This is a genomic window from Sorangium sp. So ce590, assembly GCF_051521365.1.
Taxonomy (GTDB): domain Bacteria; phylum Myxococcota_A; class Polyangia; order Polyangiales; family Polyangiaceae; genus Sorangium.
The window spans coordinates 1,522,761-1,545,197 of the sequence record NZ_CP150346.1 but is presented as its reverse complement, the minus strand read 5'-3'; the positions used below and the strand labels follow the sequence as shown (position 1 = coordinate 1,545,197).

The following is a 22,437-nucleotide window of genomic DNA, read 5'->3' as shown; positions in this document are numbered from 1 at the left end:
CGCCGCGCGGCGGCGAGGCTACGGCGTGAGCGTGACCTCGTAGTCCTCGATGACGGTGTTGGCCAGCATCTCGTCCGCCATCTTCTTCAGCCGCTGCTCGAGGTCGGGCGCGCTGCCGAGCGAGGGGTCGAGCTCGATCTCGATGATCTTGCCCACGCGCACCCCCTTCACGCCGGGGAACCCGAGCGAGGTGAGGGCGCGCTTCACGGCGTCGCCCTGGGGATCGAGGACCTCTTTCTTCAGTCGGACGGTGACGACGGCTTTCACTGGCTTTGCTCCAAGCGCTCTTTTCGCGACGCTAGCACGGGCGCGGGCGCGCCCACCTACACTCCAAGGTTGCGCGGAATGCGCACGGCCGGGTCCTCGAGGTCGGGGACGAACACCGCGCCGGTGATCCGCTCGAACGCCTCGATGTAGCGGCGGGACGCCTCGATCCGGACCTCGTCGGGGATCGGCGGGATCGGCCCGTCGCCCTGGAAGCCGCGCGCGGCGAGCCAGCGGCGCACGTACTCCTTGTCGAAGGACTCCGGGTCCTGGCCGGCCGCGAAGCGCTCGTCGTAGGTGGAGGCGAACCAAAAGCGGGACGAGTCGGGGGTGTGGATCTCGTCGATGACGACGATGTTCCCGTTCCGGTCCTTGCCGAACTCGTACTTTGTGTCGACAAGGATGAGCCCCCGATCCGCGCAGAAGCGGGCTCCGTGCTCGAAGAGCGCGAGGGCCATCCCGGCGGCGGCGTCGAAGTCGCCCGGCGCGATCGTCCCGAGGGCGAGGATCTCCTCGCGCGAGGCGGAGAGGTCGTGCCCGCCCTTCGGCGCCTTGGTGCTCGGGGTCAGGATGGGCCGCGGCAGGCGCTCGTTCTTGCGGAGGCCGTCGGGGAGCCGGTGGCCGCAGAAGACGCGCTCGCCGCGCGTGTAGTGCGTCCAGATGCTTGTCGAGGTCACGCCCGTCACGTAGGCGCGCACCACCATCTCGACCGGCAGCGGCGTGCACTCGATCGCCTCGAGGACGTTCGGGTCGGGCTGGGAGATCATGTGGTTCGGCGCGACGTCCCGCGTGCGCTCGAACCAGAAGGAGGAGAGCCGGTTCAGCACCTGCCCCTTCAGCGGCAGCGTGCCGAGCACGCGGTCGAAGGCGCTGATGCGGTCGGTGACGACGAGCAGGCGCCGGCCGTCCGGCGTCGTGTAACAGTCCCGCACCTTGCCCTCGTAGCGGGCGAAGGGGCCCGCGAGCGAGGTGCGTTCGAGCACCCTGCCGAGCGCGGTGCGCAGATCGTCCTCGGTGACCATGGGGCGCGGCTTACCCGGCCTCGCGGGGCGAGTCGACAGGTTTCCGTAGACGCCGGCCGAGTTCCTCCCCCTCCGCGGCCCGCCCGGGACCCCCGTTGGTCTCCGGCCGGGGGGGTGGTAAAGGGCCGCCCATGGCAAACCGAAAGAAGATCGCACTCATCGGCGCCGGGAACATCGGCGGGGAGCTCGCGGCCCTGATCGCGCGCAAGGAGCTCGGGGACGTCGTGCTCTTCGACATCCCCCAGAAGGCCGACTTCGCGAAAGGCAAGGCGCTCGACCTCGAGCAGAACGGCGCCGTCCTCGGCTACGACGCGTCGATCAAGGGGACCTCGAGCTGGGCCGACTGTGCCGGTGCCGACGTCCTCATCATCACGGCCGGCATCCCGCGCAAGCCGGGCCAGAGCCGCGACGACCTTGTCGCGACGAACCTGCCGATCATCCGCAGCGTGGCGGACGGCGCCAAGGAGCACTGCCCGAACGCGCTGGTGATCGTCATCTCGAACCCGATCGACGCGATGGTGTACGAGTTCAAGCGCCGCACCGGCTTCCCGCGCGAGCGCGTGCTCGGCATGGCGGGCGTGCTCGACAGCGCGCGCTTCCAGCTGTTCCTGGCGCGCGAGGCGAACGTGTCCGTGAAGGACGTGCGCTCGATGGTCCTCGGCGGCCACGGCGACGACATGGTGCCCATCCCCTCGGCGTGCACGATCAACGGCGTGCGCGCGACCGAGCTCATCAGCAAGGAGAAGCTCGACGCCCTCATCGCGAGGACCCGCAAGGGCGGCGGCGAGATCGTCCAGCTCATGGGGACGAGCGCCTACTACGCGCCCGCCTCGAGCGCCGTCGCGATGGCCGAGAGCTTCCTGCTCGACCAGAAGCGGCTGCTCCCCGTCGCGGCGTACCTCGACGGCGAGTACGGCTACAAGGACATCTACATGGGCGTTCCGGTCATCCTCGGGGGCAAGGGCATCGAGAAGATCGTCGAGCTGTCGCTGACCGCGGAAGAGAAAGAGATGCTCGCGAAGAGCGCGAAGAGCGTCCAGGGCATCACCGACGTGGTGAAAGCCGCGAGCTGACGCCCTGCCCGGATCGATTCCGGGCTCATGAAAGAGAAGGAGCCACGGAGAGGGCACGGAGACCACAGAAGAGAGGAGGATCTCATCTCTTTCCTCTGTGCTCTCTGTGCCTCTCTGTGATTCCTCTCTTCCCCTCACGCCATCCGAGACGTCCGCAGCTCACTCCGCGGCAGGAGCCATCGCGAGCGCCGCGAGCTCGCGCGCTGAGGCGCCGGCGAGCTCGCCGGGGCCGGCCCAGGCCGCCGGGAGATCCGCCGTCGCGTCGCAGCCGCGTTCGGCGATGTCGCTGATGCGCTGGCAGATCAGGTTCATCATCTGCCAGCCCTCGGTCAGCGCGCCCTGGAGCGGGGCGACGTCCAAGCCGGGGAAGCTCTTCAGGAGGTCGTACCCGAGCTTGAAGTGCTCGGCGTCCACCTCGGCGTGCGTGGCGAAGTAGTCCGAGTCGGGGAAAATTTGCTGGGCCGCGCTGAGGAGGATGTCGGCGCAGCGCTCGATGACGAAGTGGATGAGGACGGTCCGCTCCTCGCTGGACGCCGAGCCCATCCGCTCGATGAACCAGGACGACGCCGCGGCGATGCCGCGGTCCCAGGACGGCAAGCGCGACGGGCCGTGCATCCGGGCGAGCCTCCGGTTGTGTCCGACCTCGTCGGCCAGGTGACGCTCGGCGATCTTGATCGCGGCCGGGTGCGACTCGAACACGACCCTGGCACACAGGACCTTCTGGAACGCGTTCGACCAGATCTGGAGCGCGCCGAGCATCCGTCGCTTCACGTCGTCCGCGAGGGCGCGCTCGGATCGGATGAGCTGCATCAGGGGGCTGACGGCGAACTCTCGCGCGTGGGCCTCGTTCTCCTCGATGAGGCGATCCAGCGGAGTGGCCGTCCCCTCCGCGGGGCCATCGCCCGCGCCGCCCGGGGCGAGCGTCGCGCACAGGCACGGCGTGTCCCAGCGGGCGCCCTCTCCCTCGAAGTGGATCGATATCGCGGAGAGCCCGTCAGGCGCCCCGCCTACGAGCCCGCGCAGCCCGCCGGGAGGGACCAGCACGACGTCTCCCGCCTGGACCCTCCGGGCCGAGGCCCCGATGACCTCGCCGGAGCCGTCGGTGATGACGATCATGCCTTTGCCGGGGAGCTGACGAGGCCTGAGCGGCTGACCGGAGGCGAGTCGCACCCATCTCAGGGACAGGCGACATGCCTCCGGTAAGAATGCCGAGAGCTCCGCGTGTTTCCGGATATCCTTGAACAGCCCCAGCAGGGTGCGCTCATCCGCTTTGAGGGACTCGTTCGCGGGGATGCTGCCTGTGTTAACTACGCGCATCTGCACCGTCCTCCGGTCGACTTCGAGATGCCGTGACTCTGCACGGCTTGATCGCCTGTGTCCAGATCGCACGCGGGCATGATGCGAATCCAAAAGACCCAGAGAAAGAAGAGAGTCCGAATTTAATTCAACGATGCTCCCTCTTCGCTGCTCGAGCGCTCGCGCGCGGTGGTCGGGCGCGCCGCGGCGGTGTCCGATCACGGGCGTGGCTTTCCTTCGGCGCGGGGCGGGCAGGGGCAGGGGCAGCGGCGCGCCGCCGCGAGGGCGCGCCCCCGCACCGCAGCGGAGACGCGACGGCACCGAGGGCGCCGGGTCAGCGGTCGGCCGGCGCGCGCCCGCTCACGAGGAGAGGCTCCCCCTCGGCCCCGAGCAGCGAGAGAGGGAACACCTGCGCCCCGGCCAGCACGTCGCCGCAGAGCGACGCCACGTCGGGGCCGCGCAGCGGCAAGGCCCTGAGCTCCGTCAGCGTGACCCAGCGCGCCTCGAGCGAGTGCTCGTCCGGCTGGCTCTTCGGCGGGGTGCCGTCCGCAGGGCGCGCGAGGAAGATGACCCGGAAGCGCGACCCGAAGCGGGTCGGACTGTGCTCGATGCGCAGGATGCCCTCCAGCTCCACCGGGACGCCCGTCTCCTCCAGCGCCTCGCGCCGCGCCGCCTCGGCGAACGTCTCCCCGAGCTCGACGCGGCCCGCCGGCAGATACCAGAGCTGGTCGTGCTTGCGCTCGTGCACCAGGAGGAAGCGCTGCCCGCGCTTCACCAGCACCACGGCGAAGCACCAGGTCGGGATGGCTGTGCGGGGCATGATCGTTCCGGTCGACAGCTTATCCGGAAACGCCGCTCACCATAAGGTGGCCACTCGACGGCAGGACGGTGGCCGTGAAATCGCGGCACGGGAGGGCGGCACCGCGTTTGCTCCTACCGCCTGTGACGGAGAGATCGGCGCACGGCTCGACGCTGTGCGCGAAGCGCAGCGCAGCGCAGGCCAGCGCATCGCGGCAACCACCATGTCGGCGGCGCTGGCCCGCGTCGCCGCCCGTCGCTCTCGCTGACCCCCCAGCGCCTCTGCGGGCTCTCCGCGAATGCCGAGCCCACCCCAGGAGGAGGAGTCCATGCTCAAGCTCCCGTGTTTCCGGTGGATCTCGCTGGCGTGCGTGGCCATCGCGGCCTGCAGCTCCGGAGACGGCGATCGCCATGGCGATGCGCCGAGCCCGCCGAGGGGTTCGACGTTCTCCCCGGTCGAGAGGCCACCGAGGCTCGCGCTGCGGCTCGACCGCGTCGTGTACGATGCCGGCGACGCGCTGTCGGTGACGCTCGATCCGGGGGGCGTCGACCTCGGCCCCGGGCCGCTGACGGTCGCCCTCGCCGCTCCGGAGACGGGCGACGTGGAGCTCATCGAGCTCGTCGCCTCGCGCGCCGGCTTCGCCTCGACGGCCCCCCTCCACGTCCAGGCAAACGGGAGCCGCGCGTTCGACGACGGCGTGCTCAGCGCACAGCCCGGAAAGCTGTTCTATGCGCAGTACTTCGTCGACAAGACGCAAACGCCGCCGGGCGCGATCGAGGAGGACGTGGTCTTCGACTTCGCCCTGCTCGCGGACCCTGCGGCGGAAGCGCCGATCGTCGACGCCGGCGTCGCGATGGGCGACGACGAGGGCCGCGCCGGCGCGAAGCCGAACGGCACCCTGCTCCCCAGGGGAGGGCTGCCCGTGCAGATCGCGACGCGGGAGCTCATCGTCTACCCTGCCGACGACGACGAGCTCGAGGCGTTCCTGAGGGATACCGGCGGGAGCGTCAAGGCGACGCTCGAGAGCGAGGACGCGGGGGGCCGCGACGCGGTGCTCGTCGACGTCGACCCGGGCGGCGAGCGGGCCTCCGACGTGACCGCGCTGCGGGCGCTGCTCGGGGAAGACGGTCCGCTGCACGCCAGCAACGCCGGCGCGACGCAGATCGCCTCGCTCGCGATGAAGCTGCAGCTCGACGGCTACCTCGTCGCGGTGAACCCGCGCCTGCAGCTGCAGGGAGCGCCCGCCATCTCGGCGACGGAGGAGCGCCACCTCACGCACGCGATGAAGATGGCCCCGGCGAGAGGCGGCCAGGTCCCCTGCGTGCCGGGGGACGCGAGCCGACCTTGCGTGGAGAACGTCCCGGCGGTGTGGGCGTTCAACGCGCTGTGGGAGAAGGACGAGGAGCGGATCAACGTCGCCGTCCTCGATATGGGGTTCGCGCCGACCGACGATGTCCGCTGGCCGGAGCGCGGCGACCTCGTCGCGTGCGACATGACCGGGGGCCTGTTCGGCGGCCATCGCTGCGGGCCCGGTGCCGCGTGGGGGCCTCCGACGGTCGGCAACAGCCTCTTCGGCGCCAGGTCGTGGCACGGGACCGGCGTGGTCGCGACGATCGGAGCGAAGGTGAACAACGGCATCGGCTCGGCGGGCGTGGCGGGCCAGGTCGCCGTCCCGATGCTCTACAAGTACGACACGGCCGCGTATGCGTTCGAGATGGGGCGCGGCGTTCAGCTCGCCGTGTCCCACGGCGCCTCGGTCGTGAACATCAGCGGCGGGTACCCGTGCCGGATCCTCACGAACATCGGCCCCGACGTCGACATCTGCTCGCCGGAAGGCCGCCTCGGTCTCTGCAGCGTCGTCACGGCGGGAGCGCACGCCGCCGCCGCGCTCACGTGCGCGGCAGCCGGCGCGATCCCGATCCTCGGCCCGATCGTGTGCGCCGTCGTCGCGGGATCGGCCGCCGCCGCCACCGGGGCCTGCGTCGCGACGCTCTCGTTCGGCGACCTGAAGGGCCCGATCAGCACCGGCGTCCGCGGCGCGGCCCGCGCCGGCGTCCCGGTCGTGACGATCGCCGGCAACACGCTGTCCCGCGGGTCGCTCCCTGCGGTGGTGCGCGCCCTCGTCGACCTGAGCGACCCGAGGACGGAGCGCTGGGGCATCGTCCCGGCCATGATCCCGGAGACGATCGTGGCCGGCGCCGTCGGCGAGGGGCTCGATAACCTGGAGTTCTACGGAGACCGCGTCGACGTCTGGGCCCCCGTCCCCACGGCGTACCTCGCGCCCCAGAGCGTCGATGACATCGACTCTCCGCGGGTGCCTCAAAGGCCGCTCGGCGGCACGAGCGCCGCCGCCCCGTTCATCACCGGCGTCATCGCGAACATGCAGGCGGCGAATCCCCGCCTGAACCCGCGCTCCGAGGGCATGAGCGCGGCGGAGCGCTCCCGGATCGTCGCGCGCATCAAGGAGATCTTGCTGTCCCCGGACAACACGTTCAGCAACGCCGAGCTCGCGGCGCTCGGCTACGCCGATCAGCCTGAGCGGCGCCGCAAGCTGGTGAACCCGCTCGCGGCGGTCATGGCCGCGGCCGACGTGCCGGACGTGGTGGCCATGGGCTTCGCCGATACGTCGCTGAACTACAGCGAGATCGTCGCGCGGAACGACACCGCCGAGACGGCGACGCCGCTGCCCTTCGGGCGATCGATCAGCGGGACCATCCTGACCTTGCCGGCCGCTCAACCGATGACCGCGGCCCCCGACGTCGACTTCTACCGGCTGCAGCTGCCGGCCTCCCCGGCCAGGCCGCAGGAGGTCACGGTGACGCTCGAGATGCCCGACGCGACGACCTACGGGCACGTGACGATCGGCCGGGGTCGCCTGATGGCGGTCAGCGCCTCGTCCACGCGGCGCACCTACCGCGTCGTCGCCGAGGCGGGAGCGCGCGTCGTGTTCTCCGTGGGGGCGGCGATGGGCGAAGACAACGTCTACAAGGTCACGGCCTCCGCGCCCGTCCAGGCGCGGCCGCTCGGGGTCATCACCCGTCCGGCGAGCGCCGTGGAGGTCTGCGCGAACGAGGAGATGACCTTGATGGCCGAGGTCCTGTTCCCGGGGTTCGACCCCGTTGTCGTGCCGGATGCCCGGATCCGGTGGGTCGCGAACGGCGCGAGCCATGGAACGGGCAGATCCCTCACGACGTCGTTCGCGGCGGGGAGCTTTCACGTGGAGCTCCTCGCTTACGACGACCCGGCGCCGCTCGACAGCGTGCTCATCTCCGCGAGGACCTGCACGGACGACGCTCCCGTCGCGAGCATCGTCACGCCCGCAGGGGATCTGGAGCTCGATTCGTGGGACGGCTACGACAGGGAGCGATCCAGGTGGTTCAAGGACGTGACGCTGGTCGGCTCGACGACGGACACCGAGGACGGCCCCTTGAGCGGCGAGGGCCTGGTCTGGACCACGGACCGGATCACCGAGCAGCCGGCGGAGCTCGGGATTGGCAACAGCGTGATCGCGCGGCTGTACTCGGGTGAGTGCGTCGGCGATACGCACAGGATCACGCTCCAGGCGATCGACTCCGGAGGAAACCGCTCCGCGCCGGTCACGCGCACCGTGAAGATCTGGCAGCTGTGCTGATGGGCGATGTCGGGCAGCTGCCCTCGGCAGCTCCCCGGCGCGGATCAGGTGCCGAGCGCGGAGGGGACGGGGCGGGCGCGACCGACGCGGAGGCGCTGCTTGAGCCACTCGCGCGCCGGCGCCTCGATGAGGCCGTAGGCGAGGAGCGAGGCGACGATCAGGGAGGCGAGGAACGCGAGGTAGGCGGGCGCGCTCGCGTTGCGCTCGGCCCGCACCTCCGGAGAGAGCACCGCCTTGGCGAAGAGGTGCCAGAGCGGCGTCTGCAGAATGTAGACGGCGTAGCTCGCCTCGCCGAGCCGGATCATGGCCCGCGTGGAGAGGACGCGGCCGAGGGCGCCGCCGCCCTCGGCGAGGCCGAGGATGAGCAGGCCAAAGAGCGGAAACATGCCGTTTTGCAGCACGTAGCGCACGTCGGGGAAGTGGCCGACGACGCTGAAGATCGCGAGGAGCGCGGCGGACGAGCCCGCCGCGAGCCACGCGCCCGTGCCGCCGCCGAGCGTCGCGCCGCGGGCCCGCCGCGCCAGGAAGTACTTGCCGAGGCAGATGCCGAAGACGAACTCCGGGAGCCGCAGAAGCGGGTTGAAGCCGACGATGCGCTCGCCGAGATCCTGGAGGGTGAGCGCGCCGCCGAGGAGGCGGACCGTCGTCGCCTCGAGCGGCAGGAAGCGCCCGGTGATGAAGAGCGCCAGAGGCGCCGCGATCGCGGCGACGAAGAGGGCCGCGCCGATGCCGGCGAGCTGTCGCCACGTCGTGCAGCGCAGGCGAGCGACGATCCAGGGAAAGGTGAGATAGAAGAAGGCCTCGGCCGAGAGGGACCAGCCTGGCCCGTTCCACGACGAGAGCGTGAAGGGCGTCCACGCTTGCAGCATGAGCAGCGCGGGCACGCCCGTCAGCGCCGCCCGCACCAGGCCGACCCGCGGACCGTAGAGCTCGACGAGCTGCGCGAGGTAGATCGGCGCCGTCAGCAGCAGCGCGAACGCGAAGAGCGGGTAGATGCGCGAGAACCGTGCGACCACGAAGCTGCGGCGATCGCCGCGGAGGCCGCCGTCCTCGCCAGCGTAGTTGTATGCGAGCACGAAGCCGGAGAGGACGAAGAAGAGGCCCACGCCGATGAAGCCCATGCGCGCGACGCTCTCGACCACCGCGGAGCCGGAGGAGGCGGCAGCCGACACGCCGAAGTGGAACGTGACCACGTGCAGCGCCGCGAGGAAGCGGAGCCCGGTGAGCGCGTCGAGCTGCGGGCGCCCTGGGCGGGCCGCTGCGCTTGCCGGCGCTGCCTGCTTGATCATGGCGGGATTCTCGACGGCGAGGCTCCGGCCTGCAAGCCCGGCCTCGGGAGGACCGCGGTAGCGATGGCCGTCGCTCAGGCGTCGCACAAAAAGGGAGCGCCGACCCGGCCCGCGGCGGCGCTCAGCCGACCCGGCCCGCGGCGGCGTCAGCGTCCTGACCCGGCGCCGCGCCTGCCGCAGCCGTCGCTCCGGGAGGCTCGCACGGCACGGCGAACGCGGCGATGGTGAACACGATCATGATCGCCCCGAACACGAGGAGGCCCATGAACAGGGCGATCCCGACGTGCATCGCCACGGTGGCGACGACCCATGCCCGCCGCGTGCGGCGCGGCCAGATCAGGAATGCATAGCCGATCTCCACGAGCAGCACCGTCCACCCCATGGCCGCCGCGAGCCAGGGATGGCTGGCCAGCCAGGAGAAGTCGAGCTGGCGGTACTCCGGCAGCATGACAGATCGCCAGATCGCCTCTCCGTTCCACCACTGCTCACCTGCCGCCTTTCCCAGCCCGCCGGTGAGGTAGGCGATGCAGAGGTGCAGCTGCACCACGCGCAGCCCGAGCCGGGCCCCTGGCGTGGGCGCCCCCTCGACGCGCCCGTACCGGCGATCCAGGGAAAAGGCGGCCGCCGAGGGCATCCAGACGAGATAGAAGAGAAAGATGTTGGCAAAGCTGTCTGCGCCGTAGACGGTGGAGTTCGCCGTCATCATCAGCATCAGGTGGGTGAGCCACGCGACCACCGCTGCTGTCCTGGTCCACCACCCGACGAGGAGCGCGGCGAGGGCGAGCACGTAAATCAAACCTGTGCCCAGGATGACGGTGTCTTCTCCGATCCCGAGCGGGGCGAGGAGCGCCACGGGCCAGCCGATGCTGGGCAGCTCGGTCCTCGCGAACAGGTCGCGCAGAGGCTCCTGAAGGATCCCGGACCGACCGAGGAGCTCGAAGAGCGCAGGCGCGACGAGCGCCGCCTGGAGCAGGAGCACGGCCGCGAGCCCGACGCGGAGGGCCGCGAGGGGCGCCGCCGAGGCGGGAGCGAACGCGAAGCGCTCGATCGAGCCGAGGACGCGCGCGAGGCCCCGGCCTGTCGCCGACGCGTGGAGGCCGATCGCGTGGCCGTTCACAGCACACCTCCGTTCGCATCCCGAGGGGTTCGCGGCCTGGACCGGGGCATGAACTTCGCCTCGTAGTGCAGGTTCCAGCGGGGCGCCTTCCCCTCTCGGTACTCCCACATCGACGGCAGGTCGCAGGTTTCCAGCCGGACGGCGACGCTCTGGGCACCGGGGTGCCTCGCGAGCACCTTGCCTGCCCAGGACGCGGCGATCGAGCGCTGGATTGCCGGATCCTCATTTCTCAAAAAAGGCGTGATGATGTTCAGGATTCGAATTTCCGTCTCGCGGTTGGCTCCGGATTCGAGCGCATCGGTGGTTGTCGCGCCGGTGGCATCCGAGACGTGGAAATTGGCCCTGGGCAGCGGGGTGACGCTGGGAGCAAAGAAGGCATATCCGCTCTCGGCCCCGGAGAGCGCGCCGTAATAGGCGATCGCCCGGGAGGGCCAGCCGTCGCCCTGCGGGTGGATCTGGAGGGCCCCCATCGTGACGAGTCCGAGGTGGCCCGCGGCGGCGACCAGGGCTGCGGCGCGGCCGCGGCGGTTCGGTTTCCCTCCCATGCAGTTTCCTCCGTTCGTGCCCGTGGACGAGCTCTTGCGAGCCTGAGAGACAAAACGAGCGGGGAAGCAGGCCTGAGGCCAGCTTCCCTGCCCGTGGCGCCGGCGCCTGGACGCCGGTGCCCTCAGCGCTCCGCCCTGCTCACCGCGGGCTCCCGCATCCAGGGTGCGAGGCGCCACATCGGACCGCCGCCGGCAACGTCAGCGGCGCCAACCACCGTGCCAGCCACCATGCCAGCCGCCGTGCCAACCACCATGCCACCCGCCGTGCCAGCCACCATGCCAGCCGCCGTGCCAGCCGCCGTGCCACCCGCCGTGCCACCCGCCGTGCCAGCCACCGTGCCAGCCGCCGTGCCACCCGCCGTGCCAGCCACCATGCCAGCCGCCGTGCCAGCGACCATGCCACCCGCCGTACCAGTGCCACTGGCGCGAGGCACGATCGTTGGATGTATCCGCGGCGACGGGAGCTCGTGTCTCCTCGACGAGGACGAGCTCCTCCATAGGCGTCGTGGTTTCAGCCGAGGCGAGCGGCGCGATCGCGATGCACGCGAGCGGCGCGGCAACGATGCCGACGATATTGATTCGCTTCATGTCAGATCCCCCGTGTGATGGCTGCCCACCATGAGCGCCGGACATGTCCGTACGTCATCGACGTTGATGCAAGCCGCACGCCCCGCCTGTGCTCGGCGGACGGTCGTTCCTGCTGCTGCCTGGGCGACAAATCCGACAAGGGGCCCATTCAGGTCGGATGTCCCGAGGATGGGATAGGCGATGTGTGACGGGAGAGTGGAGAGAGCGGCGGCTCGGATCGGTGCCTCCGCACATTCCAGCAAAGCGGATCGGTTCACGTTGGCCCGACGCGAGGCCCACGTTGCCGTTCTCGGATGCCAACGCCGGTCGACACACATCACGACGGCCACCGACGATGGAGCGCGGCGCCTTCGGCTGGCCGGGCGACCACGAAGGCGAGCCCGACGCCTCTGCTCGGTCCTCCGCTCAAGGCCGGCGGCGGTCGCGCTTCAGGTGCTCGCGCAGGGCGCCGAGCGTGGCTTCGCGCTGAGCGTGCCGCTGGCGGCTGCGCACTGACGCGCAATCACCTGTCGCGCGGGATGCGTATCCCCCGCACCAGCACACTCATTACGTTCTACATCTCGCCGTCGTGCGCAAATCGATACACTATTTTTCATGCACCTTGAGCAGGATCATCATGATTTCTCCTGGCCTCGGACGCTGCTACGAACTACAGGCACATTGCGTCATGGACGAGCCCGAAGCACCTCCGCTCGAGAGCGTCACTGCCTGGCACCCCATGCTGGTCGCCCTGCTCGAGTTTTACCTGCCCAGCGGCTGGCGGCTCTCTCCCGAGCTCTTGCTGAACCGCATGCCCCTCCGGGTGGACATCGTTGTCCTGCGTCTGGTCGACCAACCTGCCGGGAACGCGCGCAAGCTCCACAGCATCTTCGGTCACCTGCGGCATCACACGCTCATCGAGCACAAAGGCCCCACAGACGACCTGGAGCCCGAGGACGTGCTGACCCTGCTCGCCTACGGCGCCCTGTACATGCGGCACAACAAGCTGCTCGACCCGGACGAGCTGTGCCTCATGGTCATCGCCGACCGCATTCCCGCGGGTTTCGCCAGGCAGGTCGAGCGCCACCGCGGAACCTTCGCGCCGGTGGGAAGGGGTCTCTGGCGGGGCGAGCTCAACGGCTTGCTGCTCCACGGCGTGGAGACACGCGAGGCCTGCCGGCAAAGCCCCACGGAGCATCTGCTTTACACATTTTCCCGGGCGTACCTGAAGGGAGCGGGGCAGATCATGCCGCTGGATCCGGAGGAAACCCAGGTGTATAATGCCCTGTACCAGCAGGTCGAACAGTTCCGGAGGCAGCGGGGCACCATGGCCATGAAGGACTACGAGCTGGCTCGTCAGAGCTACGAAGAGGTGCTGGAGCAGATGGTCGCGCAGCTGCCGCCAGAGAAGCTGCTCGCGAAGCTGACGCCCGAGCAGCGCATCGAGGGGCTCACGCCCGAGCAGCGCTTCGAGGGGCTCACGCCCGAGGAGATCCTGCGCGCGATTCCGCCCGAAGTGCGGGAGTTGATCGCGAAGAAGCTGCGCCGCGGCGAGCCGCAGGAGTAGGTGCCTGCGCCGCTCACGAGGAGCGACGTTGCTTCCAGAGAGCATGCGCACGACCCGGACATGCGCGCGGTCTGCGGCGCGTGCGACGGAACACGGCGGCTCCCAAGTCGGCCGATCGGCGCGGCTCAGGTGTCTTCCGCCGGTGCCGCTCCGTTCGCGGGCGGCGCACCGGCGAGCGGGAGCGCGATGAGGGGCTCGCCGTCGGGGAGGCGGAGGGGGCTCGGCAGGTAGGGATCGAGCTCGCCGGGCTCGAAGCGGCAGAGGCCGATCACGTGCCAGAAGGAGCCGGCGATGTCGCCGCCGAACCGGTAGCTCGACCGCTTCGGACTTCCCACAACCTCACGGTGCTGTCACCCGATCCGGAGGCCAGCGTCTGGCCACCAGGGTTGAACGCAACGCTCATCACTGCATTACCATGGCCCTCGAGGACGCAAAGGGACCATCCACTCTCGACCTCCCACACTCTTACCTTCTTGTCATCCGCGGCTTCGGCCACGAGCCACTCCAGCACCGACCGGTGGACGAACGAGAACGCCCCCTCCGCGTCCCGCACCAGCAGCGAGCCCGAGCCGATCTGGAACTCGACCATCGCCCGCTCTAACGGCGGTCCGTCCACCGGCGGCACGCCCTTCACGAGGCTCTCCGGCAGCTCCCCGATCCCGACGGCGCGCACCGGCCGATCCCAGGGCAGCCGCGCGGGCTCGGCCATCGCCCTCCGGAGCGCCGCGCGCGAGATCCCGCGCGGCGCTCCCCGCGGGTTGCCGCGCTCGTGCTCCGCTCGCCGGGCTCGCCGTCCCCCGGAAGGCGCTCCACCTCTCCGGACGGCGCGCTCTGCCCCGCGAGGCCGCGCTCCGGCCGCGGCGCCGGCGCGAGGCCCGCGCCGAGGCGACGCAGCGCAGGAGCTCCGCGGCACAGGCCAACGTTGACCCGGCTCCGGGCGCGACGTTGCCGTTCTCGGGGCCAACGTTGGCCCGGCTCCGGGCGCGGCGTTGCCGTTCTCGGGGCCAACGTTGGCCCGGAGGCAGCTTATCGATCCCGGGCTGCCGGTTGCGGCACGCGACGCGCCCGGCGCTGCTGCGGCGCCGTTCCGGGCGCTACTCCTGCCAGAGGACGCCGAGCTCGATCTCCACCGCGTCGAACGGCGCCACGCGCACGGTGACGTCGCCCTCCCACGCGCCCGCGCGCGCGAACCGCCCGCCGTCGATGCGATAGGCCTCGAGGCGCCGGAGCCGCGGGTCGATGAGCCAGTAGTGCGTCACGAGCTCGCGCGCGTAGATCTCCATCTTGTCGCCGCGATCGAGCGCCTCGGTGGACGGCGAGATCACCTCGCACACCCAGTCGGGCGCGAGGAAGATGGCCGCGTTCCGCATCGGGATCTGCGGCATCCGGTCGCGGCGCCACGCGGCGATGTCGGGGTTCACGATGTCCGGATCGGCGCCGAGGTGCAGCTCGGGCTCGACAAGCAACGCCCACCGGCCAGGCCCCTTGATGCCCCGGCGAAAGGGAAGGTAGAGCTCGCCTGCCAGGACCGACGTGACGTTGCGGCAGGACAGCGACGGCCGCGGCGTCGCGTGGAGCACGCCGTTCAGGATCTCCGCCACCTGGTTCGGCGGGGTGTCGAGGACGTCCTGGTACGTGGCGCGACGACCGGAGTCAGACATGGTCGGAACTTAGCACGCACGCCGCGCGCAGCGGCTGGCCGCCTGCGCTGCCGCCACCTGTGCCGCCCGGCGCCTGGGCCGCCTGCGCTGCCGCCACCTGGGCCGCCCGCCGCCTCCGCCGGCCGCCTGGGCTGCCTGCGCTGCCGCCACCTGCGGCCCCCGCCACATCCGGCCGCCCCCCCTGCCCCGCCCGCCGCCGGCGCGCCCGGGGCCTCGGCCGGGAGGCGCCCGGGGCGGGTCGAAATTCCCCGAGCAGCCCCCCCCGATCGCCGCGGCTTCGTTGTAGATTCCGCCGCCATGAGCGAAGCCGCACCTTCTCCCAGTCAACGCCCCCGCCCGCTCGTCCTCTGCATCCTCGACGGATTCGGCGAGCGCGAAGAGCAGGACCAGAACGCGATCGCACTCGCGAAGATGCCGCACCTCGACGCAATCCAGCGCGACGCGCAGAAGACGCTGATCGGGACGAGCGGCCCCGACGTCGGCCTGCCGGTGGGGCAGATGGGCAACAGCGAGGTCGGCCACCTGAACTTCGGCGCGGGGAGGATCGCGCTGATGGACATCTCGCGCATCGACGTCGCGATCGCCGAGGACAAGCTCGGCTCGAACGAGGTCATCGACCGGACGTTCCGCATCGCGCAGGACCGCAAGTGCCGGCTGCACCTGTTCGGCCTCGTCTCGGACGGCGGCGTGCACTCGTCGCTCGATCACTTCTTCGCGCTGTTCAAGCTCGCGAAGTTCCACGAGGTGCCCGTCGTCCTGCACGCCTTCCTCGACGGGCGCGACACGCCGCCGAAGAGCGCGTGGGGCTACGTCGAGAAGATCCAGGAGGCGCTCGAGGGCGTCGGCGTCATCGGCACCGTGTCGGGCCGGTACTACGCCATGGACCGCGACAAGCGCTGGGACCGCGTGATGAAGGCCTACACGGCGATCGTGCGCGGCGAGGCGCCGCGGGCCGACTCCGCGTTCGACGCGATCCAGCAGTCGTACGCGCTCGGGAAGACTGACGAGTTCGTCGAGCCCGTCCGCATCGGCGACTATAGCGGCATCAAGGGGGACTTCATGGCCGACTTCGCCTCGAAGGAGCCGCGCTGGGAGTGGTGGGGCGAGGAGGTCGGCTTCTCCGTCAACTTCAGGCCCGACCGCATGCGCGAGCTCTCGGCGATGCTCACGCGGCGGAACCTGCCGCCCGAGGTCGAGGAGCTCCTCACCGACCGCGGCAAGCCGGTCTACGCCTTCCAGGAGCACTGCTACAGCTGCATGACCGAGTACGACGCGACGCTGAACCTGCCGGTCGCGTTCCGCAAGGACGAGGTGACCGAGTCGTTCCCCGAGGTGATCTCCCGCGCCGGGCTCACGCAGCTGCGGTGCGCGGAGACCGAGAAGTACGCGCACGTCACGTACTTCTTCAACGGCGGGCGCGAGGCGACGTTCCCGGGCGAGGACAGGAAGCTCGTGCCCTCGCCGCGCGACGTCGCCACCTACGACCAGAAGCCCGAGATGAGCGCGGCGGGCGTCGCGAGCGAGGTCGTGGCCGCGATCAAGAGCGGGAAGTACGACTTCATCCTGGTGAACTTCGCGAACCCGGACATGGTCGGGCACACGGGCATCCTCGAGGCCGCCATCCACGCCGTCGAGGCGGTCGACAAGGGGCTCGGGGACATCGCGGACGCCGTGCGCGAGGCCGGCGGCGCGCTGATGATCACCGCGGACCACGGCAACTGCGAGCAGATGAAGGACGAGCACGGCAACCCCCACACCGCCCACACGCTGAACCCGGTGCCGCTCTACTACCTGAACAAGAACGATCCCGGCGTCGTGCTCCGGTCGGGCGGTCGGATCTGCGACGTGGCGCCGACGATGCTCGAGATCCTCGGCCTCCCGCAGCCCGCGGCGATGACGGGGCGCACGCTCCGCGTCCGACAGCGGTAAGTGGTCACGTCGGAGAGGCAGCTCGGCCCGTACATCCTGCGCGAGGCCGTCTCGGCGCGAGCGCTCACGGTCACGTACCGGGCCGAGCACGCGGAGCTCGGCCGGGCGGCGCTCATCAAGACGCTGAAGCCCACGGTGTCTGCCGCGAGCGCGTTCGCGGCCGGCCTCGAGCGCGAGGCGAAGATCCTCGCGCGCATCCGGCACCCGAACATCATCGACATCCACGACTTCCACCGCGACGAGGACCGGATCTGGCTCGTGCTCGAGCCGCTCTCGGGGCCGACGCTCGCCGCGCTGTGCGCGCGCGCCGGCCGCCTCGACGAGGGCGCCGCGGCGGCCATCGCGCTGGAGATCGCGCGCGGCCTCGGGCACGCGCACGAGCGGGGCGTGGTGCACCGCGAGCTGCGCCCCGAGCGCGTCATCATCTCGCCGTCGGGCGGCGTGAAGATCCTGGAGTTCGCCGCGGCCCACGACGGCCGGCTGCCGTCGCTGCCCGAGCCGTTCGAGGGCAGCGACACGTTCGCGCGGCCCGACTACATGGCGCCGGAGCAGATCCTCGGGGCGGAGACCGGGCCGCAGGCCGACGTGTTCACGCTCGGCGTGGTGCTGTTCGAGATGCTCGCCGGCGTGCGCCCGTTCGACGCGCCGAAGGCCGAGCCGGCGGACGCGAATCAGGCGCCGGGCGCGCCCGGAGCGCCCCGCGCGTCGCACGCGCCGCGCGAGGACGACCGGTGGGCCGAGGGCCGGGCCGTCGCGCACCGAATCCGCAGCGCGCCGCCGCAGCCGCTGCGAGGGCTCGTGCCCGACGTGTCGCGCGGCCTGGAGCGGGTGGTGCTCCGGTGCCTCGAGAAGGAGCCGGAGCAGCGCTACGAGAACGGCCGCGCCGTCGCGGACGCGCTGGCCGAGGAGCTCGCCGAGCGCGGTCACCCGCAGCCGCGCGCGCCCATCGCGAGGGCGCTCGCGGCGGCGAAGCTCGGCGGGGACGAGCTGCCGCCGACGCCCGCGTCGTCCGTCCGCCCGGCGGCCGAGCGGCGCCGCGCGCCGTCGCTCGCGCCCGACGTGGCCCGGCTTTGCGGCATCTTCGCGCTTGTCGTCGCGGGCGGCGCGCTCATCGAGCTCGGCTTCCGCGAGCACGCCGCGGTCGGTCCGCCCAGCGCCGAGGCCAGGCAGTCCGGCGCGAGCTCGGAGGAACGCGGCTACCTGAAGGTGCTCGCCAGGCCGTGGGCGGAGATCGTCATCGACGGCGAGCTCGTCGACGTGACGCCGATGGCGCGGCCGATCCCGCTCGCGGCGGGGCGGCACTACGTCACGTTCCGGCACCCGAACGCGCCCGAGGAGAAGCGCACGATCACCGTCTCCGCCCGGCAGACGGTCACGCTCGACGTGAGCATGCGGATCGACCGCCGCGAGCTCGACGCGGGCGCGCCGCCGGTGGAGGACAGGGACGCCTCGCCCTGACGACGAGGCCGACCGCGCCTACGCGGCGCCGCCACCCTGCCCCGCGCCGCCCTCGCCGACGACCCGGCGGCGGAGCGCGTCGAGCGCGATCAGCGGCCGCTCCCGCTTCTCGTGCAGCTCGCCGAGGCACGCGCCGCTGCCGCGCTCGAGCGCGCGGCAGCAGTCGGGCCGCATCTCGTAGATCGAGCACAAGAACCGCCCGAGCTCCGCGTCGAGCCTGAGCGCGGCGCAGTGGCCGTCCTCGACGCGCATGTAGCAGCGGTTGCCGATGAAGTGCGTGAGCCCCCGCGCGCGATCGTCCATGCGGTCGTGGTCGCAGCCGAACACCCGGATGTACTCGGGCAGGCTCGAGAAGCAGCAGGTGCCGCACGCGGTGCACTCGGGGACGACCACGTCGCCGCGGCGGCCCGCGCCCCCTGCCCCCTTGCGCGTCAGAGCCGGACCTCCACGTGCGTCCCGCGCTTCAGCTCCTCGATCCACTTCACCTTGGCCTTCTGCAGGACCTCCGCCTGCAGCCGCTGGAGGATCTCCGGGCGGGCGGCCTCGAGCGTCGTGAAGCGCGACGGCTGGCGGCTCAGGAGCTTCATGATCACGAACGCGTCGCCCGCGCGCATCGGCCCGGTCACGCCGTCCGGCTCGATCGCCATCAGCGCGGTCTCGAGCTCCGGGGCCATCACCTGGCGCTGGCCGGTCGTCGCGGCCTGCGTCCCCTGCGGCGCGCGGACCCCGAGGTCGCCGCCCTCCTCGCGGGTCGCGCTGTCGTCCGAGAACTGCCGCGCGAGCGCCGCGAAGTCCTCGCCCCGCCGCGCGCGCTCCGCGAGCGCCGTGGCGAGCGCGCGGCGCTCCTCGAGCGCCTCGGCGCTCGAGCCGGGCAGGACGCGCAGGACGATCCACGCCGGGTGGTACTCGCGCCGCCGGCGCTCCTCGCGCACGAGCCGATCGTAGGCGGACTGCACGTCCTGCTCGGTGAGGCGCACCCGGCCCTTCACCCGGAGCTGCAGCATCTTCCCCTCGAGGATCTGCCGGCGGATCTCGTCGCGGTACTCCTGCTCGGTGAGCCCGGAGCTCGCCCGCGCCATCCGGAACAGCTCCTCGACCGTCGTCTCCTCCGCGGCGGCGATGTTCCGGAAGGCGTTCTCGATCTCCTCGGAGGTCACGCGGATATTGGCCTTCTCGGCGGCCTGGCTCTCGAGCTCCTCTTCCACCATCTTCTGGATGAGCTCGCGAAAGACCTGCGACTCGGCCGCCGCCTGCTGCGCGCCCGGCTGGACCCGTGCCTGGATCTGCAGGAGGAAGGGGCGAGCCCGCTGCCGCAGGTCCGAGAGCAGGATCGCGCGATCGCCGATGACCGCGACGATCCGCTCGCTCACGACCGCGTGGGCGAGCGGCGAGGCGAGGGCGGCGGCGGCGATGAGCCCGGCGAGGGCGAGGCGAAGCGGTGCGCGCATCGAGCGCCTCTACCATTGGGCCCCAGCCGGTTCCACGCGTTTCCTGGCCAGCGCGGCCCGGAATGACGCGACGCGTCTCGCCGCCCCCTGCGCCGCGCCGCCGCTGTCCCGCCGGGTCGTGCCGGACAACCCCGTCGTCCCGTTCATCGCAGGGAGACGGGACCGGGCCGGACATCTGGCGCGCGAGCCAGCGCGTCTTCGACGCCGCGGTCGAGAAGGCGTACGGCGGCAAGCGCGAGATCGCCTGGTACGAGGCGTACGCGGGCGAGGAGGCGTTCAACCAGCTCGGCAGCTGGCTCCCGGACGGGACCGTGGAGGTCTATCGGATAGTGCTCTGACATGAGCCTGTTGAACCCGTCGGACCCGAAGATTCCGGCCCGGAGCCAGGGGCTTGCGCAAATTTCGATGCCAGGCATTCTGCCGGTGCGATGGGCCCTTGGCGCCGGACAAAACCTTCCCGACAGTCCCGGCCCTTTCAACCCTCGAGGAAACAGTGGAAACGCAAAATTCTACCATCATTTATACGAAGACGGACGAGGCGCCGGCCTTGGCCACCTATTCTCTCCTCCCGATCGTCGAGGCGTTCACGAAAGCCGCCGGGGTCCGAGTCGAGACGCGCGACATCTCCCTGGCGGGCCGCATCCTCGCCAACTTCCCGGAGCGCCTGACGGACAGCCAGAAGGTCGGCGACCACCTGGCAGAGCTCGGCGAGCTGGCCAAGACGCCGAACGCCAACATCATCAAGCTACCCAACATCAGCGCCTCCATCCCGCAACTCGTGGCCGCCATCAAGGAGCTGCAGCAGCAGGGCTACGCCGTGCCGGACTATCCCTCCGAGCCGAAGACGGAGGAGGAGAAGGCGCTCAAGGCACGTTACGCCAAGGTGCTCGGCAGCGCCGTGAACCCCGTCCTGCGCGAGGGCAACAGCGATCGCCGCGCCTCGCCCGCCGTCAAGGACTACGCGAGGAAGCACCCGCACTCGATGGGCGCGTGGAGCCGTGACTCGAAGAGCCACGTCGCGCACATGTCGGGCGGCGACTTCTACGGCAGCGAAAAGTCGGTCGTGGTGGACAAGGCGCAGGAGCTCAAGATCGAGCTCGTCGCCGGCGGCAAGACGACCGTGCTCAAGCCGAGCGTCAAGGTGCAGGCGGGTGAGGTCGTCGACGCCAGCGTGATGAGCGCCAAGGCCCTGCGCGCGTTCTACGCCGAGCAGGTGGCGGACGCGAAGAAGCAGGGTGTGCTGTTCTCCCTGCATCTCAAGGCCACGATGATGAAGATCAGCGACCCGATCCTCTTCGGGCACGCCGTCAGCGTGTTTTATGCCGAGGCGCTCGACAAGCACGCGGCCACGCTGGCCAAGGTCGGCTTCGACCCGAACAACGGCATCGGCGACCTGTACAACAAGATCCAGAGCTTGCCGGCCGACGAGAGGGCGAAGATCGAGGCGGACATCAAGGCCGTCTACGAGCAACGCCCGACGCTGGCCATGGTCGATTCCGACCGCGGCATCACCAACCTGCACGTGCCCTCGGACGTGATCGTCGACGCCTCGATGCCGGCGGCCATCCGCTCCAGCGGCAAGATGTACGGCACGGATGGCAAGCTCTACGACACGAAGTTCACGATCCCCGATCGCTCCTACGCCGGCATCTACCAGGCCACGATCGAGTTCCACAAGCAGCACGGGGCGTTCGACCCGCGCACGATGGGCAGCTCGCCGAACGTGGGGCTCATGGCGCAGGCGGCGGAGGAGTACGGCTCACACGACAAGACCTTCAAGATCGCCGAGAGCGGCACGGTGCGCGTCGTCGACGCCTCCGGCAATGCCCTGCTGGAGCAGAAGGTCGAAGCTGGCGACCTCTTCCGCGCTTGCCAGACGAAGGACATCGCGATCAAGGATTGGGTCAAGCTGGCCGTCTCCCGCGCGCGCGCCACGGGCGCCCCGGCGGTGTTCTGGCTCGACGAGAACCGCGCCCACGACAAGAACCTGATCGCCAAGGTCAAGGCCTACCTACCCGAGCACGACACCAGGGGCCTGGAGCTCCCGATCAAGAGCCCGGTGGAGGCGATGAAGCTCACGCTCGGCCGCATGAAGGAGGGCAAGGACACCATCAGCGTCACCGGCAACGTGCTGCGCGACTACCTGACGGACCTGTTCCCGATCCTGGAGCTGGGCACCAGCGCCAAGATGCTCTCCATCGTGCCGCTGCTGGCCGGTGGCGGCCTCTACGAGACCGGCGCCGGCGGCTCGGCGCCGAAGCACGTCCAGCAGCTGCAGAAAGAGAACTACCTGCGCTGGGACTCGCTCGGTGAGTTCCTGGCGCTGCAGGTCTCGATCGAGGACCTCGCCAACAAGACCGACAACGCCAGGGCCAAGGTGCTCGCCAAGGCGCTGGACACGGCGATCGGCCTGTTCCTCGAGAACAACAAGAGCCCGGCGCGCAAGGTCGGCGAGATCGACAACCGCGGCAGCCACTTCTACCTCGCGCTCTACTGGGCGCAGTCCATCGCCAAGCAGACCGAGGACAAGGAGCTGGCGGCCAGGTTCGGCGAGCTCGCCAAGACCCTGAAGGACAACGAGTCCAAGATCGACGGCGAGCTGATCGGCGCGCAGGGTAAACCCGTCGACCTCGGCGGCTACTACCACTTCGACGATCAGAAGACGTCCGCCGTGCTGCGGCCCAGCGCCACGCTGAACGCGGCCATCGACGGCTTCTCCTGAGCCGCGCGGCTCGCGGAGAGGAGGCTCTCCGCGAGCCTACCCTGATGCT

General features: G+C 70.6%; 20 protein-coding genes and 1 pseudogene. 8 read left to right on the top strand and 13 right to left on the bottom strand.

The annotated features are described in order from the left end of the window. Nucleotides 1–18: 18 nt before the first annotated feature. The gene (purS, locus tag WMF28_RS05695; protein WP_437487201.1) at nt 19–267 is read right to left on the bottom strand and encodes a phosphoribosylformylglycinamidine synthase subunit PurS; all 249 of its coding nucleotides are present in this window, start codon (nt 265–267) and stop codon (nt 19–21) included. 56 nt (nt 268–323) lie between these two features. Next, the gene (locus WMF28_RS05690) at nt 324–1,286 is read right to left on the bottom strand and encodes a phosphoribosylaminoimidazolesuccinocarboxamide synthase (RefSeq protein ID WP_437601046.1); all 963 of its coding nucleotides are present in this window, start codon (nt 1,284–1,286) and stop codon (nt 324–326) included. 131 nt (nt 1,287–1,417) lie between these two features. Here WMF28_RS05690 and mdh point away from each other — a divergent pair, with 131 nt between their 5' ends. Beyond that, nucleotides 1,418–2,359, top strand: coding sequence for a malate dehydrogenase (gene mdh / locus WMF28_RS05685; RefSeq protein ID WP_437578648.1), 942 nt, complete (start codon nt 1,418–1,420; stop codon nt 2,357–2,359). 159 nt (nt 2,360–2,518) lie between these two features. Here the strand turns inward: mdh and WMF28_RS05680 are convergent, their stop codons facing one another. Both WMF28_RS05680 and WMF28_RS05675 read right to left on the bottom strand, forming a co-directional pair. After that, nucleotides 2,519–3,475, bottom strand: coding sequence for a hypothetical protein (locus WMF28_RS05680; RefSeq protein WP_437601045.1), 957 nt, complete (start codon nt 3,473–3,475; stop codon nt 2,519–2,521). Between the two features lie 514 nt (nt 3,476–3,989). Then, nucleotides 3,990–4,475 (bottom strand): NUDIX domain-containing protein, encoded by a 486-nt coding sequence (locus tag WMF28_RS05675; RefSeq protein ID WP_437601044.1) that lies wholly within the window; start codon nt 4,473–4,475, stop codon nt 3,990–3,992. On the opposite strand from WMF28_RS05675, the gene WMF28_RS05670 reads away from it, so the two are divergent. Together WMF28_RS05670 and WMF28_RS05665 are read left to right on the top strand one after the other, a co-directional pair. Beyond that, entirely contained in the window at nt 4,474–4,722 is a 249-nt protein-coding gene (locus WMF28_RS05670; protein WP_437601042.1) for a hypothetical protein, read from the top strand. The genes WMF28_RS05675 and WMF28_RS05670 overlap by 2 nt on opposite strands. Nucleotides 4,723–4,782: 60 nt before the next feature. Next, nucleotides 4,783–8,085, top strand: a complete 3,303-nt coding sequence (locus tag WMF28_RS05665) for a S8 family serine peptidase (RefSeq protein WP_437601041.1) — start codon at nt 4,783–4,785, stop codon at nt 8,083–8,085. A gap of 44 nt (nt 8,086–8,129) precedes the next feature. On the opposite strand, the gene WMF28_RS05660 is transcribed toward WMF28_RS05665, so the two are convergent. The 4 genes from WMF28_RS05660 to WMF28_RS05645 form a co-directional block, all read right to left on the bottom strand. After that, nucleotides 8,130–9,374: an acyltransferase family protein gene (locus WMF28_RS05660; RefSeq protein ID WP_437601040.1), complete on the bottom strand. Its 1,245-nt coding sequence runs from the start codon at nt 9,372–9,374 to the stop codon at nt 8,130–8,132. 121 nt (nt 9,375–9,495) lie between these two features. After that, complete coding sequence (locus WMF28_RS05655) at nt 9,496–10,491, bottom strand: HTTM domain-containing protein (protein WP_437601039.1); 996 nt, start codon at nt 10,489–10,491, stop codon at nt 9,496–9,498. Continuing rightward, entirely contained in the window at nt 10,488–11,036 is a 549-nt protein-coding gene (locus WMF28_RS05650; protein ID WP_437601038.1) for a hypothetical protein, read from the bottom strand. Before WMF28_RS05650 ends, WMF28_RS05655 begins: the two co-directional genes overlap by 4 nt. A gap of 198 nt (nt 11,037–11,234) precedes the next feature. After that, nucleotides 11,235–11,624, bottom strand: coding sequence for a hypothetical protein (locus tag WMF28_RS05645; protein WP_437601037.1), 390 nt, complete (start codon nt 11,622–11,624; stop codon nt 11,235–11,237). A 601-nt stretch (nt 11,625–12,225) separates the two neighbouring features. On the opposite strand from WMF28_RS05645, the gene WMF28_RS05640 reads away from it, so the two are divergent. Continuing rightward, on the top strand, nt 12,226–13,170 hold the full coding sequence (locus WMF28_RS05640; protein ID WP_437601036.1) for a hypothetical protein: 945 nt from the start codon (nt 12,226–12,228) through the stop codon (nt 13,168–13,170). 125 nt (nt 13,171–13,295) lie between these two features. Here WMF28_RS05640 and WMF28_RS05635 read toward each other — a convergent pair whose 3' ends face one another. From WMF28_RS05635 to WMF28_RS05625, 3 genes are all read right to left on the bottom strand, one after another. After that, nucleotides 13,296–13,442 (bottom strand): hypothetical protein, encoded by a 147-nt coding sequence (locus tag WMF28_RS05635; RefSeq protein ID WP_437601035.1) that lies wholly within the window; start codon nt 13,440–13,442, stop codon nt 13,296–13,298. After that, a complete protein-coding gene (locus WMF28_RS05630; protein ID WP_437601034.1) occupies nt 13,439–13,879 on the bottom strand; it encodes a hypothetical protein in 441 nt (146 codons plus the stop codon). The genes WMF28_RS05635 and WMF28_RS05630 overlap by 4 nt, the downstream gene beginning before the upstream one ends. 385 nt (nt 13,880–14,264) lie before the next feature. After that, entirely contained in the window at nt 14,265–14,831 is a 567-nt protein-coding gene (locus WMF28_RS05625) for a Uma2 family endonuclease (protein WP_437601033.1), read from the bottom strand. A 297-nt stretch (nt 14,832–15,128) separates the two neighbouring features. On the opposite strand from WMF28_RS05625, the gene gpmI reads away from it, so the two are divergent. Beyond that, nucleotides 15,129–16,760: a 2,3-bisphosphoglycerate-independent phosphoglycerate mutase gene (gpmI, locus tag WMF28_RS05620; RefSeq protein ID WP_437601032.1), complete on the top strand. Its 1,632-nt coding sequence runs from the start codon at nt 15,129–15,131 to the stop codon at nt 16,758–16,760. Then, nucleotides 16,761–18,218 carry a protein kinase domain-containing protein gene (locus WMF28_RS05615; protein WP_437601031.1) on the top strand — a complete coding sequence of 486 codons (1,458 nt, stop codon included), beginning with the start codon at nt 16,761–16,763 and terminating at the stop codon, nt 18,216–18,218. Between the two features lie 18 nt (nt 18,219–18,236). Here the strand turns inward: WMF28_RS05615 and WMF28_RS05610 are convergent, their stop codons facing one another. After that, nucleotides 18,237–18,611 carry a YkgJ family cysteine cluster protein gene (locus WMF28_RS05610; RefSeq protein WP_437601030.1) on the bottom strand — a complete coding sequence of 125 codons (375 nt, stop codon included), beginning with the start codon at nt 18,609–18,611 and terminating at the stop codon, nt 18,237–18,239. Between the two features lie 38 nt (nt 18,612–18,649). Continuing rightward, nucleotides 18,650–19,666: a peptidylprolyl isomerase gene (locus WMF28_RS05605; protein WP_437601029.1), complete on the bottom strand. Its 1,017-nt coding sequence runs from the start codon at nt 19,664–19,666 to the stop codon at nt 18,650–18,652. A gap of 103 nt (nt 19,667–19,769) precedes the next feature. Between WMF28_RS05605 and WMF28_RS05600 the strand changes: the two are divergent. Beyond that, a pseudogene (locus WMF28_RS05600) lies at nt 19,770–19,983 on the top strand (isocitrate/isopropylmalate family dehydrogenase); the annotation flags it as partial. A gap of 176 nt (nt 19,984–20,159) precedes the next feature. Next, nucleotides 20,160–22,388, top strand: coding sequence for an NADP-dependent isocitrate dehydrogenase (locus WMF28_RS05595; protein ID WP_437604216.1), 2,229 nt, complete (start codon nt 20,160–20,162; stop codon nt 22,386–22,388). Nucleotides 22,389–22,437: the final 49 nt, after the last annotated feature.